Below are 15,320 nucleotides of genomic sequence, written 5' to 3'. Positions count from 1 at the left end.
CTGCTCTAATGTCGTCCGCGTTAGACTTTCTTCGATGGCGGCGAACCAGCTCCCTTCGCATTCGCCTGCTGCGAACGACATAAGAATCGCCGGTGCTCAGCAAACTCGTCTGCCGCGCCCTGGACGCGCAGCCGCTCTGGATGCAGGAGAGGGAGCGCGCCTTGGCGGAGCGCTTTCTCCGTCGTCCGGTCGATCCGGGGCGTCCGCTCGAGCCCGGCGATGTGGTCGTTTGCGGACTGATGGGAACGGCGTCCGGATTGGGCCAGGGCGCGCGCCAGATGCTGAGCCTGTTTCAGCACATCGGCTTGCGGCCGCTCGCCGCCAATGCGAGCCGATTGTTCGCTCTGCTCGAAGATTTCGACGCCGGGCCGTTGTGGCCGCCTGACGCCGGCGCCGGCGGCATTGTCGTGGCCCATGTCAACCCGCATGATTTTCATCTGCTCGCCGCGGCGCTCGGCCGGCGGTTCTCGAGTCGGAAAATTGTCGGCTACTGGGCTTGGGAGCTCGATGTCATCCCGCCTCAATGGATCCGCGCCGCGGTCCAAGTGGATGAGATCTGGGTCCCAAGCCAATTCGTGGCCGCCGCGCTCCGCCGCGCCCTTCCAGGCAAGCCCATTCATGTCGCGCCGCATTTCATCGACGTCGAGTCGACGCCGCTGGCGCCTTGTAGCGATCCTTTGCCCGGCTTCAAGGACCGCACGATCGTCTTCTTTACCTATGATGTGCGGTCAGTCCACGCCCGCAAAAATCCTGAGGCGGCGATCGAAGCGTTCCGGCGCGCGGCGGCGGATGATCCGAACGCCGTCCTCGTCATCAAAATCAACAACAGCCTTGTCTGGCCCGAATCGGCGGCGCTCATTCAGCGCGCAATATCGGGCCTGACTAACGCGCATCTGATGTATGAGACGCTCAGCGTCGAGCAGATGAGGGATCTCATGGCGCGCGCCGATATTGTGCTGTCGCTGCATCGCTCCGAAGGTTTCGGCCTTCTATTGGCCGAGGCGATGGCGGCGGCGAAGCCGGTCATCGCCACCGGTTGGTCCGGCAATCTCGATTTCATGACCTCGGAGTGCAGCGTCCTGGTCGACGTCGCATTTACGGCCGTAGTCGATCCGCAGCATGTCTACGACCGCTACGAGGCGCTATGGGCCGAACCGGACATCGACCAAGCGGCCAAAGCGCTGCGGCGGCTCCTGGATGATCCATTTGAGCGCAAGCGAATAGGGCTCGCCGCGCGCGCGCATGTCGCCGCATTTTTTTCTAAGGAGAAATGGCTGGCTCGTTTGCCGGCAAGCTTCTGGCGCTCGCTTGCCGACCAATCCACGCGCTTGCGCGATGATGCGGCGTCGATGGCGGAGTAGCGCGCGAATCGTTCAGTTATGCCGCGCGTATGAACGGTGGGCGCGCGCCTGCATGAGCCGCGGCAGCGTTCCATGCGTCAGAACGCCCTCGCGCATCAAGGCGCGCCGCAAGGGCCCGATCATCGAAAAGGCAAAAAGACCCGCGCCGCGCAAAAAATCGACCGGAAAAAGATCGGAAAGCAGCGAACGATTGAGGATGTCGATTCCATTCGTTCGCAAGGAAATATCGCCGCGGCGGGCCTTCGCATAGGCCGCGAGCGTCTGCGCGCTTCCTATGTCTTGTCCGAGACCCCGCGCGTCCTCCAAGGCTTCGACAAGGGCGGCGCTGTCTCGCAAGCTGAGATTCAGCCCTTGCGCGGCCAGCGGCGGAAAGACATGGGCGGCTTCGCCGATCAGCGCGATGCGGGGGCGGAAGAGGCGGGCGACGCTCATCCCGGCCATCGGAAAATAGCCGCAGGTCCCTTCGACCTCGATCTTGCCGACGCATGAGTCGACCTGCCGCTCGATCTCGCGCGCGAGCGCGGCGGGGCTGAGCGCGCGCCTGTGGTCCGCGTCCTCGGCCGACATCAGCCAGACCAGGCTCGACCGGTTGGGCCTGCCTTCGAGCGCCCTGAGGGGCACGAGCGTGCAGGGACCCGATCGCGTATGAAACTCTGTCGAGACGTGACGATGCGGCTTTTCATGCGTCAGAAGCGCGGTGAGGGCGACCTGCGGATAGGTCCAGCTGCGCGCGCTGATTCCGGCTTTGGTCCGCGCGAGCGATCCGCGTCCGTCGGCGGCGACAACCAGCTTCGCCTCCACGCGATGGCCGTCGGCCAATGTGGCGCGGACGGCGTCGGCGTCGAAGCTTATGTCGCTCAGCATCCCTTCATGCAGGACGAGGCCTGGCGTCTGCGCCGCAATCTCCGCGAGGCCTTCGACGAGGACGTTGTTCTCGATATTCTCGCCGAAGGCGGCGAGGCCGATCTCGCTCGCCGCGAAGGTCACCGAAGGAACTGGAAGACGCGCCTCGGTCGCGTCGATCATTGTGATCTTCTCGAGCGGAGCCGTCCTGCCGCGAAAATTCCGCCAGAGGCCAAGCGACTTGTAGAAGCGCAGCGACGCTTCGAAAAGCGCGACTGTCCTGCCATTGGCGCGGGAGTCGACGCAGCCGACGCAGACCACTGAAAACCCCGCTTGGACAAGAGCAAGGGCGGCTGAAAGACCTGCGGCGCCGGCGCCGGCGACGAGAATATCCGCGTTCGTATCCGGGGTCGCGAGAGACATGAGTTGCCCTTGGAGCCGATCCGCAATCGCGAAAAAATCGGCTCCCCCTAGCGGTAGAGCATGTCGATATGCTCCATCTCTTTAGATCTGGCGCAAATCCCTATCGGCCAGATCAAGTCCATCCGCCTTGGATGCGCGCTTGCCGGCCTAAATAGGCCGGCAAGCCGCGCCTGGCGAGCGGATGGCCGAGATGTCGCTCTTTTTCAGCGCTTGTCCAGCGGCACGTAGTCGCGCCTGGCGGCGCCGATATAGAGCTGGCGCGGCCGGCCGATCTTTTGTCCCGGATCCTCGATCATTTCCTTCCATTGCGCGATCCAGCCGGAGGTGCGCGCGACGGCGAAAAGCACGGTGAACATGGAGATCGGGAAGCCCATCGCCTTCAGCGTAATGCCCGAATAAAAGTCAATGTTCGGGTAAAGCTTCTTCTCGATGAAATATTCGTCGCTGAGGGCTATTCTTTCGAGCTCGATCGCAACTTGGAGCAAGGGATCGTCCTTCATTCCAAGCTCGTTCAAGACCTCATGGCAGGTCTGCTGCATGATCTTGGCGCGCGGATCGTAATTCTTATAGACGCGGTGGCCGAAGCCCATCAGGCGGAACGGATCATTCTTGTCCTTGGCGCGGGCGACATATTTGGGGATGTTTTCGACCGTGCCGATTTCCGTCAGCATCTTGAGGGCGGCTTCATTGGCGCCGCCATGCGCCGGCCCCCAGAGGCAAGCGACGCCCGCCGCGATGCAGGCGAAAGGATTTGCTCCCGACGACCCGGCGAGGCGGACCGTCGAAGTCGAGGCGTTCTGCTCGTGGTCGGCGTGAAGGATGAAGATGCGATCAAGCGCGCGCGCGAAAATCGGATTGATCTTATATTCCTCGCAGGGCACCGCATAGCACATGCGCAGGAAGTTCGACGTGTAGTCGAGCTCGTTCTTCGGATAGACGAAGGGCTGCCCGATTGAATATTTATAAGCCATTGCGGCGAGCGTCGGGATCTTGGCGATAAGCCGCATCGAGGCGACCATGCGCTGCCTTTGATCCGAAATATCGGTCGAATCGTGGTAGAAGGCGGAGAGCGCGCCGACGCTCGCAACCATCACCGCCATGGGATGCGCGTCGCGGCGGAAGCCTTGGAAGAACCGGGCCATCTGCTCGTGAACCATCGTGTGCCGGGTGATCCGGTAGTTGAAGTCCCTCCTTTGGATCGGCGTCGGCAATTCGCCATAGAGCAGGAGATAGCAGGTCTCGAGGAAATCGCCTTGCTCGGCGAGCTGCTCGATCGGATAGCCGCGATAAAGCAAGACGCCTTCGTCGCCGTCGATATAGGTGATCTCGGACTCGCAGCTCGCCGTCGATGTGAAGCCGGGGTCGTAGGTGAACATCCCGGTCTGGGCGTAGAGCTTGCTGATATCGACGACCGAAGGGCCGATCGTGCCGGTCTTGACCGGCATGCTGACCGTAGTATCGCCGAGGCTAAAGGAGCCGGTCGTCGCGCTCATGGAGGCTGCCTTCTCTAAAAAATTCATGTGTTCGAGCCGAAATCGCCAAGCTTGAGGTAGGCGGAGGGTGGATCGAGGAGATTTGCGTCGCTGCGTCGAATGATGCGGCGCAAAACTACTATATTATGCGCCGCCCCCATTCAAGCGGGCGTCCGCGAACGCGTTTCCAACGGGCGTCGCCGAGCCGTTTTGCGTCCGCCGCATCTGGAAGCCCTGTTTTCATCAGCCCTGGTCCGCCAGACGACCGAGGCTTTCCTCCCGTCCCAGCACTTCCAGCACGTCGAAAATGCCGGGCGAGGTCGAGCGGCCGGTCAGCGCGGCGCGCAAAGGCTGCGCGACCTGGCCGAGTTTGACCTTGGTCTCCTCGACATAGTCGCGCACCGCGCCTTCTGCGCTGGCCGCGGACCAAGTGGAGAGAGACGCGAAACGCGGCAGCAGGCTGGCGATATGCGCCCGGCCGCCGGCGTCGAGAATGGCCGCCGCTTTGGCGTCCAAGGCAAGCGGCCTCTTCGCGAACAGGAAGGCCGCGCCGTCCAAGAGCTCGACCAATGTCTTGGCGCGCTCCTTCAGGCCCGGCATGGCGGCGAGAAGCTTCGCGCGCATCTCGTCGTCAAACGCGGGCGGCCCTTCCGCCCCATGCGGCAGATAGGGCGAGGTCTCCTCGATCGCCTTGACGAGATCGGCGTCCCGGCCTGCTCGTATATAATGGCCGTTCATGCTTTCGAGCTTGACGAAGTCGAAGCGGGCCGCCGAACGGCCGACATGGGCGAGATCGAAAGCCTCGATCATCTCCTGCGTCGAAAAAAACTCCTTGTCGCCATGGCTCCAGCCGAGCCGCACCAGATAATTGCGCAGGGCCTCGGGCAGATAGCCCATGGCGCGATAGGCGTCGACCCCGAGCGCGCCATGGCGCTTCGACAATTTGGCGCCGTCCGCGCCATGAATGAGCGGAATATGCGCCATGCCCGGAACGGTCCAGCCGAGCGCCTGGTAGATCTGCATTTGCCGCGCCGCATTGGTGAGATGATCGTCGCCGCGGATGATCTGGGTGACCCCCATGTCGTGGTCGTCGACGACCACGGCGAGCATGAAGGTTGGCGTGCCGTCCGAGCGAAGCAGGATGAAATCGTCGAGATCCTTGTTGGCGAAGCTCACCCGCCCTTGGACCTTGTCGTCGAGGACGGTCTCGCCGTCCTGCGGCGCCTTCAGGCGGATGACCGGCTTGACGCCTGCGGGCGCTTCGGAAGCCGGCCGCTCGCGCCAGCGCCCGTCATAGCGCGGCGGACGCCCCTCGGCGCGGGCCTTTTCCCGCATCTCTTCGAGTTCCTGCGGCGTCGCGTAGCAATAATACGCATCGCCGGACGCAAGCAGGCTTTCGGCGATTTCGCGATGGCGCCCGGCGCGGCGGAATTGATGGATCGCCTCGCCGTCCCAATCGAGGCCGAGCCATGTAAGCCCGTCGAGTATGGCTGTGATCGCCGCGTCGGTCGAGCGTTCGCGATCCGTGTCCTCGATGCGCAGCAGCATGCGGCCGCCTGCATGACGGGCGTAGAGCCAGTTGAACAGCGCCGTGCGGGCCCCGCCGATATGGAGAAAGCCCGTTGGCGACGGGGCGAAGCGCGTGACCACATCGGTCATGAAAGGAATTCCTGCACGGTTGAAAGCTTTGAGAAAATCATCGGCGGGTCGGCTCCTCGGCCTTACGCGCCGCGTCGGGTCGTGTAACATGGAAATGCCGAAAGAAAAGGGATCTCGGCGACAGGCTTTGTTCATGTGGCGTCTATGTAGGACGCTGCAGCGAGTTCGCTATGGGTTTGCGGATGGCGGAAACGGCCGGAACAGCGATCGCGAAAGGCGGCCTGGCGGGGGCTGGCGGCTTCGCCGCGCCGCTTCGCGCAAAAATCGCCCGGCTGCTCGAGCATATGGCGGAGGCTTTTGAGACGGAGGTCGCGCTCCGCCGCCCTTTTCTTTGGCTGCCGGTCGCCGCCGGCGCAGGCGTGATCGCCTATTTCTGCGCCGACCGCGAACCTTCGCTTTGGCTGATCGCGCTGGCAACCCTGTTGTTTGGCGGTCTCGCCTGGCTCGCGCGCGAGTGGCGGATCGCTTTTATGGTCTTTTGTGGGCTCTGCGCCTTGTTTGCCGGCGAGCTTTCGGCGGCTTGGCGGACCGCGCGAGTCGCCGCGCCGGTTCTCGACCGCGTTCGGATCGCGACGGTCGAAGGGTTCATCGAGCAGATGGATTTTCGCCGCGCCGGGGCCCGTTTCATACTTCGGGTCGAGTCCGCCGCCGGGCTTGCGCCAGAGGAAACGCCCTATCGCGTCCGGCTTTCGATGCGCCGAACGCCGCCTTTCGAGGCCGGCGCCTATGTGCGTCTCAAGGCGCGGCTTCTGCCGCCGGCGCGGGCGAGCCTCCCCGGCGGCTATGATTTCGCGAAAGACGCCTGGTTCGCCCGCCTCGGCGCCGTCGGCAATGCGCTCGGCCGGATCGAGTCGTCGCCCCGCCCGCGCCGCCCGGCCCGATCTTCGCGGCGATGATGGCGATCGACCGCGGCCGCAACGCCTTGGCGCGCCGCATCGATGCGATCGTCGGCGGCGATGCTGGCGCGATCGCCGCGGCCATGGTGACCGGCAAGCGCGATTTCCTCTCCGAGCCGGCAAAGGACGTGATCCGCGAGGCCGGAATCTTCCATATCATCACGATCTCCGGCGTCCAGATGACGCTCGTCGCGGCGATTTTCTTCGTCGGCTTCCGCCGGCTTCTGGCCTTGAGCGGCTCGCTCGCCTTGCGCTATCCGATCAAGAAATGGGCGGCCGGCCTCGCCATGGCGGGGGCGATCTTCTACGACATCGCGACAGGGTCCCGCGTCGGCACCGAACGCGCCTTGTTCATGACCTTGATCATGCTTGCCGCGGTGCTGATGGACCGGCAAGCGCTGACCATGCGCAATCTCGCGCTCGCCGCCCTGATCGTCATCTTGATCGAGCCCGAAGCGCTCATGGGCGCGAGCTTTCAATTGTCATTTGCGGCGGTCGCGGCCTTGGTCGCGGTTTATGAAACGCGCATGGCCGCAAACGACCGCGACCGCGAGGAAAGGCTTCGTCCTTCGGCGCGGCCCGTTCTCGGCGAGCGCAGTCGCCTATTTTGGGAGGCCGTGGCGCGGCATTTGCGGCAAGGGCCCGGCGGCGTTCTCTTCGCGACCTTCTGCGCGACCTCGGCCACGGCCTCTTTCATGGCCTATAATTTCCATGAGCTGAGCCCCTATGTCTTGATCGGCAACCCGCTCACCCTGACCGTGATCGAAATCTTCGCCGTGCCCGGCGCGCTTGTCGGCGCGCTGCTCTATCCGCTTGGCCTCGACCCTTGGGTCTGGCGCTATGTCGGCCTCGGCATAGACGGCATAATGTGGGCGGCGCGCATGGCGGGTGAGTTGCCAGGCGCGACGATCCATTTGCCGGCCTTCGCGCCTTGGGCGATCGTGTTTCTCGCGCTCGCCTTGCTTTCGGCGGTGCTGTGGCGGACCGCGATTTTCCGCGCCATGGCGATTCCGCTCGCCGCGATTGGGCTTTGCGGGGCGGCGGCCGGGCCTTCCTTCGACATTGCTGTGGCGGCTTCAGGCGACGCCGTCGCGCTGCGCGTCCCGGACGGCAGGCTCGCCGTCATCGGATTGCGGCCGAGCCTGTTTTCGGCCGAGCAATGGTTGCGCGCCGACGCCGACGGCCGCGCCGCCGCGCAGGCGGTGCAGAGAACCGGCTGCGACAGGCTCGGCTGCGTCGGCCGCCTCGTGGACGGGCGAGCGGTCGCGCTTGTCCCTCGACAGGTTTGCTTTCGCGGAAGATTGCGACCGCGCCGATATTATCGTCACGCCGCTATTCGCCCCTGTCGGCTGCGCCGCGCGGCTCGTCATCGATCGCGAGAGGCTCAAGCAGACCGGCGCGCTCACTTTGGCTTTTACAAAGAATGGCGTCGAGATGCGCGCTGCGCGCGCCGCGGATGAAGACCGGCCCTGGTCGCGCGCGCCGAAGCGCCGCTGGGGCCGAAGCGCGCCTCTGGCGCTCGACTCATGGGGCTCGCCCGCGCAAGATATGCGGCAGGAGCCAAGGCGGGAGCCGGCGCTGGACCCGCCGGGCGAAGCGGCGCCGGATTACGCCTCCGATGCGGCCGACGCCGACGACGCCTCGCCGCTGGAGTAGCGGGCTGCGGCGCGCCGAGTTTGCCGCCGTCGCCGGCGTAATCAATATCTGCGAATGAGACTGACGAGCTTGCCCTGGATGCGCACGCGGTCCGGCCCGAAGATGCGCGTTTCATAGGCGGGATTGGCGGCCTCGAGCGCGATCGAGGCGCCGCGCCGGCGCAACCGTTTCAAGGTCGCTTCTTCGTCGTCGATGAGAGCGACGACAATATCTCCGGTCTCGGCCGTATCCTGCTTGCGGATCACCACCGTGTCGGCGTCGAATATTCCCGCCTCGATCATTGAATCGCCGCGCACTTCGAGGGCGTAATGTTCGCCTTGCGGCAGCATGTCCGGCGGCAGGCTTATCGTATGGCTGCGATTCTGCAGCGCGGTGATCGGCGTGCCGGCGGCGATCCGCCCCATCACCGGGATGGCGACGATCGAGCGGCCGAGCTCGTCGTCGGTTGCGCTCGGCGTCAGGGAGCGGACCCGCCCCAGATTGCCCTCGATCACGCTCGGGGCGAATTTTTTGCTGCGGTTGACCTCCGGCGGCGTCGAGGAGCCTGGAAGGCGCAAGACCTCGAGCGCGCGCGCGCGATTGGGCAGCCGACGAATGAAGCCGCGCTCCTCCAGCGCGATGATCAAGCGGTGGATGCCTGATTTCGAGCGCAGGTCCAATGCGTCCTTCATCTCGTCGAACGAGGGCGGAACGCCGGTCTCCTTGAGGCGCTCGTGAATGAAGCGCAACAGTTCGCTCTGCTTTTTCGTCAACATCGGCCTTCGCCCCTTTTCCAAGCGGCGCTCGACGCGCGCTCGCCGGCCCCGAATCAATTCGATCTCATCTTCAGCTTAATATACTGAGACTCGGTCCTGCACAAATAGTGAACAGACAGTATCTGTTCGCGCTGCGTTCCGCAAGGGGGCGGCGGGTGCTGTCCGAACTAGGGCACCCAATCTTGGAAATAGGACACTCAAGCGTATCCTGTGCCGGTTCAATCAGATGAAAGTATTACTTGATCAAATTTTTGGATAAGCCGGAACACCCGCTGCGGGGCAAACCTCGGCTCCACGGCGAAGCGCTTGGTAGAGGCGCGGAAAACTTTCGGCGATCTTAATTGATCGTCGAGGTCTCGCGGCAAGGGAAAAGGTTTTGAGGCAGCGCTTTCGACCCGGCCTTGTTCTCAACCTGGGGATGGCCCGTCATAGTCTTCTGGCGGGTTAATCGTATCCCATCGCGCAGCGATTTCCTCACACGCATCGCGAATATGATCCAATTTTCTCTGACCTTGGGGACCTTGAGAACTTCCTGTAAATACATCAACGGCAAGACATAGTTTTTTGTCGGGATCGCCACGATCAAGCATGAAACGATTGCAGAACCGGAAGATCAGGCTCGCAATGGTTTTAGACTGTTCAATTCGTTTTGCCTCAGACGATTCCCCGCGAGAGAAGAGAAGAATCGCTGCGCCAATGCGGTCTTTACCCGTCTCGGTTGGAACATGAATTGTAACGTCAATATCGACACTTATTTTCGCTGCCCATTCGTCCAGTGCCGGAAGTCTCGCTGGCGTCTCACGGCAATCGAGAAGACGAAATCCAAGTTTATTGTAAGCGCGCTGGAATGCGGCGACAGCTTCAATCGACATGCGACTGTCCCGCTTGAGCCAGTCGGACGCATCAGCGCGGTTGCCGCGCTTCTCCAAATAGTCAGTTGTATCAACGAGATGATGAAGGCTGCGCGTGCCGTCTCCCAAAAAACTTACCAGACCTTCACGCGCTTTGCTGTACTGAGCGACGATCGAGCGTTTGGGAAAACGCGCGTCTCGGATAATCGACTTTCGCCGCGTCGGGCTCGCGAGCAAGTATGCGGCTATTTGTGCCGCAGAAAGTTGCGGGTTCGCTCTATATCCATATCTCTTTTCGGTGATGCCCATGGATGACCTCAACCTAACAGTGCGAATCAGTGATTCGCGATCTCTTTGTATAGCGCCGATTTCCTCGCAAATGTATCGAGAGACCGGCGCAAAAGGGTTAGGCGGGGAATACGGCTACTTCATTTTCGAGGTGGACGATGAGTTTTCGGATAGTGGCATCAACATAATTGGCAAGGCCGCATCTGCAGATGCGGCCTTGCGTCTGTTCGAATTGTTAGGCGGGAAAGCTGTTTAATTTTTACCGCCGTCGATTACGCGAAACTGACGACGCGGGCCATGAACCTTACGTGGATCGCGTGGCGCGTTCTCTAAGCTGTGGTTCGTAAAGTACATAATCGCCCAAGGAGCCAAGATTTTTTAACGGACCAAGATTTTTCGGGGCAAAAATTTTGTCATAACGCCGCTTCGACGCGAGGCTTAATCGCCAGGGCTTGCTCAACATGAACGAGAGTAGGCTGAACCGCTAAAAGCGGGTTGCTTCAGGGTTCCGCCGTGGCGGAATTAACTCCGAGGTAGCGCGCTTTCTGGGCGGGGCTACATGCGACGGAACTTTTGGCCTTGCGCATTGTTGGCATGATGTGGCTGGGGCGCGGCCTTTCGATAAGAAAAATATCGGCGCCCGCTCCCGCCGGAGCCCACGGACGAGGAGACCAAAGCATGGACAGACCGCTGCAAATCGTCTTCCGCGACATCGAGCGCCGGACGTTTCCGGCGAGGCTCGTTCGAGAAAGGGCGCAGCGCCTCGAACATTTCCATTCGCATATCATCGGCTGCCGGGTCGTGGCCGAGGCTTCGCCTCGCGGCCCCAAGGCCGCGCCGCAGCCGATCGCCGTCGCTGTTGAGGTCGAAGTGCCCGGACGACGCAAGATCATAGCCAAATCCGACGTCGGGCGGCATGGCGGGAGGGGCCGCCCAAGCGGCGTGATCAACCGCGTTTTCGATTCGGTCCAACGCCAGCTCGAAGAGCTCTCCGCAATCTTGCGAGGCGACATCAAAAGACGTTAAGGGCCGCCCAGGACGAATAGCGACTCCGCGACAACCGCGTGCGTGAATAAATGCGCGCACGCGGTTGCCGGCGCCCCTGTCGCCTGAGGCTCATTTACGCTTCAGCGCAATATGGGCGGAGTTTACGCTGCGCCCATGCGGAATCCTTGGCGAGGAATTGGTCGCGCCTGCGTCAAAGAAATTCGCTTGGGAGGATTACTTGACCGCGGCTTCGTATCGTTCCGAGACATAGTCCCAGTTCACGAGATTATCGACGAAGGCCTTGAGATAGTCCGGGCGGCGGTTGCGGTAGTCGATATAATAGGTGTGCTCCCAGACATCGACGGTCAGGATTGGCGTCGCGCCTTGCGTGAGCGGATTGTCGGCGTTTCCTGTTTTCAGGACCGCGATCTTGCCGTCCTTGACAGCAAGCCAGGCCCAGCCCGAGCCGAACTGGGTCACTCCGGCCTGAACCAGGTCCTCTTTCGCCTTGTCCACCGAGCCGAAGCTGTCGATGAGCGCCTTTTCAAGCGCGCCCGGAATCTTTCCGCCGCCGTTCGCCTTGATCGACTTCCAATATTCCGAATGATTGTAATGCTGCGCCGCATTATTGAAGAGCGGCACATTCTTGCCGTAGGTTTCCTTGACGACCTCCTCCAGCGACTTGCCTTCGAGGCCGCTGTCCTTGAGAAGATTGTTGGCGTTCGTCACATAGGCCGCATGGTGCTTGTCGTGGTGATATTCGAGCGTCTCCTTGGAAAGGTAAGGCTGGAGCGCCTCATAGGCGTAGGGGAGATCGGGCAGGGTGAAAGACATTGAAAGCTCCTGAATAACGAAATGCAGCCGGCAAGGATGACGCCTTTGCGCGGCCGCATGGCTCCATAAGTAGACGGCCTCGCCGAGCGCAGCAACCGTCTGGGCCTATAAACTCATAATTGTCATAATGTATCATCGGGGCGACCACGTCCCGCGAAGGCGCCGGCGGCCATCCGCATGAGAACGATTTGCAACCGCTTCTTTTGCGGCTAGCTTCTACCCCGGCTAATCGGTTCAAATGTCTAAGGTGAAGCAGCGCGTGGGTGGACGGAAATGAGCTATCTGGTTTTCGGCCTGGGGCTCTTGCTCTCGCTTTGCGGCGGCGCCGCCGCCTATTTCGGATATGGAATCGTCGCGGTCGAGCGCGGCTGGGCGAGCCTCATCGCCGGCGCGACGGCGCTGTCTTGCGGGATCATAACGATCGCCCTCGGCTTCATCTTACGCAGTCTTGGCAAGCTGCAAGCCGTGTTGGAGGCGGACAGGGGAACGAAGCCGCTCCTGAGGGAGCCGGCGCAGGGCGGCGGCGCGAATCCGTCCTGGGCGCCGCAAGAACAGGCCCTCGACCTTGAATCGCCGCTCGGCTTCGGCGAGGGGGCGTCCCCAATCCAGGCGCCGCCGGCCGCCGAGCCGATCGCGGAGGCGTCCGCCCCGCCCGTGGAGCCGCTAGGCGATCACAGGGGGCGGGCGCGCATCTTTTCGGCGCGGCCACGAGAGGACGCCAGTGTTTCGCCGGTTTCAATCGACGATGTGCGTCGGCTTGTCGCCGCCAAGATCAAACGATCGCCGTCCGCTCCGCCCCAATCGAGCGCCAGCGAAGATTACAAGGCTGGCGCGAGCGGCGCGCGGGAGAGCGGAAAAGTCAATTCGGCGCCTGCCGCCAATATGACATCCGCGCCGGTTTTTGAACGAGAGGCGGAGCCGCGTCATCCTGGCGACGGGACTGGATGGTCAGGCTCGAGTCCGGGCGCGGCGGCGCGGCCGCCCGAAACTGAAACGGCGCCGATCGCCGCGCCTTTCCGTGCTGCGTCGAAACAGATTGACGAGGGGGCCGGGCGGCAAACGGCGGTCAGACAGGCTGAAGCCGAAGTCCATGAAACGGCCAGGCTTGTTTCCGAGTCGCAAGCTTCCCGCGCGCAACTCCCGCCTGAACCGAGGCCGGGCGGGGCCGAGGCGGCGTCTTCCTCGGCTTCCTTGCATCGCTTGGAAGAAGGGCCCGCCATTGTTGGACGCCATGAGTCGGATGGGACATCTTACGTCATGTACGCTGATGGTTCGATTGATGCTCAATCGGAACGGGGAATCTTTCACTTCAATTCGATGGCCGATTTGAAGGCTTTCATCGAATCGCAGGGCTGAGGCTAACCCCCGCCACGGACAAAGCCGGTCTGTTTTTCCTGCATTTCGCGTAAGACATGGGCGCCGCAGACATAGACGCGCGACCACATGCGGCGATGTCAGGGCCTCGCGCTATCATGGAGGCCCGAGCCGAACTTTCGGCAAGCTTTATGCTTACACGGCCGCGTCGAAAGCCCTCAAGGTCACCGGTTCCGCGAGCTTCATCCGAAGCCGCTGCGAACGAGGTACATTTGCAAACAACCCAGACGTGTTTTCTTGAGGCCGCGACCAGACTTGGATTTAAAAATTGTCGCTGCGCCGTCTCGGCGACAACAGGAAAGGCGCTAAGCTTCCAATGATGCGTCAATCGCGCCATAATGAATTTTTATCATCATCGAGCGATGATGCTGGAGCGTTTCCCTACACCGTCGAATCACGCGATTGAAACGGAGCCGCTCACGGCTCCAACGCGTTCAGTCCAAAGGTCGAAAAGCTTTGCCGCTAATGGTTTGGCGGCGGCGTTGCAACATCCAGAAGAAGAGCAGCTGAAGCGGCATGGAGAAAGTCATCGAATTGCGGCGCGCGCCAGCCGCCGAGCGCGAAGCGCGCCGCGTGGTGATCCTTGGCGCGACCGGATCGATCGGGAAATCGACCGCAGACATAATCTCCGGCGCTGACGGCGCTTTCCAGGTCGAGGCGGTCGCCGGCGGCCGCGACGCGCAGGCTTTGGCCCGGGTCGCCCGCGAGCTTGGGGCGAAATTCGCCGCCCTCGCCGATCCTTCGGGCTACGCCGAGCTGAAGGAGGCTTTGGCCGGCACCTCGATCGAGGCCGCTGCCGGCGGCGACGCCGTTGTCGAGGCGGCTTTGCATCCCTCCGACATCGTCATCGGAGCAATCGCCGGGGCGGCCGGGGTCGGGCCGACCTTCGCCGCGCTTTCAGCCGGCCGGACGATCGCGCTCGCCAATAAGGAATGTCTGGTCTGCGCCGGCGCCCCCTTCATGCGCCAAGCCGCCGCCAAGGGAACGAGGCTGCTGCCCGTCGACAGCGAGCATAACGCGATCTTCCAGGCCATGGGCGACGCCGATCTCGCCACGATCGAGATGATCACCCTGACGGCTTCGGGCGGCCCGTTCCGGACCTGGACCAGCGAAGCCATCGCTTCAGCCACGCCGGAGCAGGCGCTGGCCCACCCGAACTGGTCGATGGGACCAAAGGTCACAGTCGATTCCGCCGGGCTCATGAATAAAGGCCTCGAAGTCATCGAAGCCCATTACCTTTTTGGCATAGAGGCGGCGCGGCTCGACGTTCTCGTTCATGCCCAGTCGGTGGTCCATGGCCTTGTCGCCTTCACCGATGGTTCGGTCACCGCCGGCCTCGCCGCGCCCGACATGAAAGTGCCTATCGCCCATTGTCTCTCCTATCCGGCAAGGATCGCGACGGCGGCGCGGCGTCTTGATTTGGCGGCCGTCGGCCAATTGACCTTCGAGCGTCCGGATTTCGTTCGCTTTCCCGCCTTGCGCGTCGCCCTGGAGGCCTTGCGCGCAGGGCATGGCCTCCCCACTGTTTTAAACGCCGCCAATGAAATCGCGGTCGAGGCTTTCTTGAATCGGCGCATTTCCTTTCACGAGATCGCCAGCATGGTCGAACAGGCGTGCGACGCGGCGCTGGCCGATGGCGTCGCGCATGAACCGGAATCTGTCGCCGACGCGCTTGCGATGGATCAGGCTGTACGCGAACGCGCGCGCGCCTCTTTGGCGCGGCAAGACGTTTCAAGTGCGGTCAGGCATTGATTTTGCTTTGGGGTAGAGGGCATTCCGATTGGATGGAAGATGGCGTCATCCAATCGGTAAAAACTGCTTCAAATCAATAAGCTAGAGCATGTTCCGAAAAAGTTGATCAACTTTTTCGGAACATGCTCTAAGGCCTATTTAGACGATTTTCTAGGAGTGCGCCGTGAAG

General features: G+C 62.3%; 14 protein-coding genes. 8 read left to right on the top strand and 6 right to left on the bottom strand.

Annotation, left to right across the window (positions count from 1 at the left end):
• Positions 1–92 precede the first annotated feature (92 nt).
• Entirely contained in the window at positions 93–1,361 is a 1,269-nt protein-coding gene (locus RZS28_RS05485) for a glycosyltransferase family 4 protein (RefSeq protein WP_407340326.1), read from the top strand.
• Positions 1,362–1,373: 12 nt separating this feature from the next.
• Here the strand turns inward: RZS28_RS05485 and RZS28_RS05480 are convergent, their stop codons facing one another.
• The 3 genes from RZS28_RS05480 to gltX form a co-directional block, all read right to left on the bottom strand.
• Positions 1,374–2,627, bottom strand: coding sequence for an FAD-dependent monooxygenase (locus RZS28_RS05480; RefSeq protein WP_407340325.1), 1,254 nt, complete (start codon positions 2,625–2,627; stop codon positions 1,374–1,376).
• Positions 2,628–2,830: 203 nt separating this feature from the next.
• Complete coding sequence (gene gltA / locus RZS28_RS05475; RefSeq protein ID WP_407340324.1) at positions 2,831–4,120, bottom strand: citrate synthase; 1,290 nt, start codon at positions 4,118–4,120, stop codon at positions 2,831–2,833.
• A 222-nt stretch (positions 4,121–4,342) separates the two neighbouring features.
• Positions 4,343–5,758, bottom strand: a complete 1,416-nt coding sequence (gene gltX, locus RZS28_RS05470) for a glutamate--tRNA ligase (RefSeq protein ID WP_407340323.1) — start codon at positions 5,756–5,758, stop codon at positions 4,343–4,345.
• A 170-nt stretch (positions 5,759–5,928) separates the two neighbouring features.
• On the opposite strand from gltX, the gene RZS28_RS05465 reads away from it, so the two are divergent.
• Genes RZS28_RS05465 through RZS28_RS05455 form a run of 3 tightly spaced genes read left to right on the top strand, consistent with a single transcriptional unit; the run spans position 5,929 to position 8,310 of the window.
• On the top strand, positions 5,929–6,654 hold the full coding sequence (locus RZS28_RS05465) for a ComEC/Rec2 family competence protein (RefSeq protein WP_407340322.1): 726 nt from the start codon (positions 5,929–5,931) through the stop codon (positions 6,652–6,654).
• Positions 6,651–8,114 carry a ComEC/Rec2 family competence protein gene (locus tag RZS28_RS05460; protein ID WP_407340321.1) on the top strand — a complete coding sequence of 488 codons (1,464 nt, stop codon included), beginning with the start codon at positions 6,651–6,653 and terminating at the stop codon, positions 8,112–8,114. The genes RZS28_RS05465 and RZS28_RS05460 overlap by 4 nt, the downstream gene beginning before the upstream one ends.
• Complete coding sequence (locus RZS28_RS05455; protein ID WP_407340320.1) at positions 8,089–8,310, top strand: hypothetical protein; 222 nt, start codon at positions 8,089–8,091, stop codon at positions 8,308–8,310. The genes RZS28_RS05460 and RZS28_RS05455 overlap by 26 nt, the downstream gene beginning before the upstream one ends.
• 41 nt (positions 8,311–8,351) lie before the next feature.
• Here the strand turns inward: RZS28_RS05455 and lexA are convergent, their stop codons facing one another.
• Both lexA and RZS28_RS05445 read right to left on the bottom strand, forming a co-directional pair.
• Positions 8,352–9,065 carry a transcriptional repressor LexA gene (lexA, locus tag RZS28_RS05450; RefSeq protein WP_407340319.1) on the bottom strand — a complete coding sequence of 238 codons (714 nt, stop codon included), beginning with the start codon at positions 9,063–9,065 and terminating at the stop codon, positions 8,352–8,354.
• A gap of 407 nt (positions 9,066–9,472) precedes the next feature.
• The gene (locus tag RZS28_RS05445; RefSeq protein ID WP_407340318.1) at positions 9,473–10,225 is read right to left on the bottom strand and encodes a hypothetical protein; all 753 of its coding nucleotides are present in this window, start codon (positions 10,223–10,225) and stop codon (positions 9,473–9,475) included.
• Here RZS28_RS05445 and RZS28_RS05440 point away from each other — a divergent pair.
• Together RZS28_RS05440 and RZS28_RS05435 are read left to right on the top strand one after the other, a co-directional pair.
• Positions 10,224–10,460: a hypothetical protein gene (locus RZS28_RS05440; protein ID WP_407340317.1), complete on the top strand. Its 237-nt coding sequence runs from the start codon at positions 10,224–10,226 to the stop codon at positions 10,458–10,460. The genes RZS28_RS05445 and RZS28_RS05440 overlap by 2 nt on opposite strands.
• A gap of 422 nt (positions 10,461–10,882) precedes the next feature.
• Complete coding sequence (locus tag RZS28_RS05435; protein ID WP_407340316.1) at positions 10,883–11,230, top strand: hypothetical protein; 348 nt, start codon at positions 10,883–10,885, stop codon at positions 11,228–11,230.
• A gap of 195 nt (positions 11,231–11,425) precedes the next feature.
• Here the strand turns inward: RZS28_RS05435 and RZS28_RS05430 are convergent, their stop codons facing one another.
• The gene (locus RZS28_RS05430; RefSeq protein WP_407340315.1) at positions 11,426–12,025 is read right to left on the bottom strand and encodes a superoxide dismutase; all 600 of its coding nucleotides are present in this window, start codon (positions 12,023–12,025) and stop codon (positions 11,426–11,428) included.
• 273 nt (positions 12,026–12,298) lie between these two features.
• Here RZS28_RS05430 and RZS28_RS05425 point away from each other — a divergent pair, with 273 nt between their 5' ends.
• Positions 12,299–13,381, top strand: coding sequence for a hypothetical protein (locus RZS28_RS05425; protein ID WP_407340314.1), 1,083 nt, complete (start codon positions 12,299–12,301; stop codon positions 13,379–13,381).
• Positions 13,382–13,915: 534 nt separating this feature from the next.
• Positions 13,916–15,151 carry a 1-deoxy-D-xylulose-5-phosphate reductoisomerase gene (dxr, locus tag RZS28_RS05420; protein ID WP_407340313.1) on the top strand — a complete coding sequence of 412 codons (1,236 nt, stop codon included), beginning with the start codon at positions 13,916–13,918 and terminating at the stop codon, positions 15,149–15,151.
• Positions 15,152–15,320: the final 169 nt, after the last annotated feature.

This window comes from Methylocapsa polymorpha (genome assembly GCF_045689225.1).
Lineage (GTDB): Bacteria > Pseudomonadota > Alphaproteobacteria > Rhizobiales > Beijerinckiaceae > Methylocapsa > Methylocapsa polymorpha.
This window is presented reverse-complemented; position numbering and strand designations above follow the sequence as displayed.